This is a genomic window from Prevotella sp. 20925_1_30 (genome assembly GCF_041433025.1).
GTDB classification, from domain to species: Bacteria; Bacteroidota; Bacteroidia; order Bacteroidales; family Bacteroidaceae; genus Prevotella; species Prevotella vespertina.
Genome location: NZ_JAPWAR010000069.1, coordinates 1 through 1084, shown reverse-complemented (window position 1 = coordinate 1084; position 1084 = coordinate 1). Strand labels below are relative to the sequence as shown.

The following is a 1084-nucleotide window of genomic DNA, read 5'->3' as shown; positions in this document are numbered from 1 at the left end:
GTTTTGGAGGAAAAGATTGAGTTGAGTTCGGCAGATGTTCTGCACCTGCTTGGAATATCAAAGGCATCACTTGCAAGATGGAGGGAATCTAATTCTATTCCGTACAGATATGTATCTAGTAATCATGTAGTTTATCCATTTAAAGGGCTCTATCTCTCTGTCAAGACGGGTAGAGCCACTTTCAAGGGCTTTCGTCGTTTAGAGGCTTTGCAGCGTCTAAACGCTTACAAGGAAGGTGTGCTAAAAGGCTATATGGGAGAATCTCAAACCTTATTCGAAGAGCTATGAACATCAAAGAAGAAATATTATTGCGTACCAACAAAGGACTTGAAATATTCTGTTTCTATATGCCTATTGATTTCGTAATTAAGCGTAATTTCCGTAATCCTTTGTACGACGATAAACGTGCATCATGCAATATATATCTTGATAGAAAGTCAGACTGCTATCGCATGAAAGACTTTGGAAATGATGCTTATTCTGGAGATTGTTTTTGGTTTGCTGCCACAATGATAGGATTGGATGTTAAGAAAGATTTTGTTAAGGTACTTGAAACTATTATTCGAGACTTGCAACTAAACATCTACATAGGAAAGCAAGAACACTTTGAACAACGAGCTATGATAATGAAACCTCCTAAACCTCCTATTTCGCAACCAGCAGACCAACCAAAGTTAATGGAAGAGAAGAAGTGGTTTAAACTAATAGAACAATCTTTTGGTATCGAGGAAATGAAATATTGGCAACAATATGGTATTGATTCCAATACCTTACAACGTTTTCATGTAAAGTCGCTTGCTCGTTATGAGTCTATCTCTAATCAAGGTAAGCCGTTTACATTAAGAGGGACACATGAAGAGCCGATGTTTGCTTACAATATGGGGGCGTTTGTAAAAGTTTATCGTCCCAAAAGTAAGCTACGCTTTCTTTATGGTGGTGAGAAAGTGACCGATTATGTCTTTGGCTTCCAACAGTTGCCCAGTAAAGGAGATATCATATTCATCACTGGTGGAGAGAAAGATGTACTATCTTTATCTGCCCATGGTTTTAATGCTATTTGTTTCAATAGTGAGACGGCAGAGAT

Annotated in this window: 1 protein-coding gene and 1 pseudogene; both read left to right on the top strand. The window is 38.0% G+C overall.

Annotated features, from left to right (window positions below):
• The coding region (locus O3603_RS12030) for a hypothetical protein (protein WP_371523053.1) at positions 1-288 on the top strand (288 nt) is incomplete at its 5' end.
• A pseudogene (locus O3603_RS12025) lies at positions 285-1084 on the top strand (bifunctional DNA primase/helicase); the annotation flags it as partial. The gene O3603_RS12030 and the pseudogene O3603_RS12025, both read left to right, overlap by 4 nt.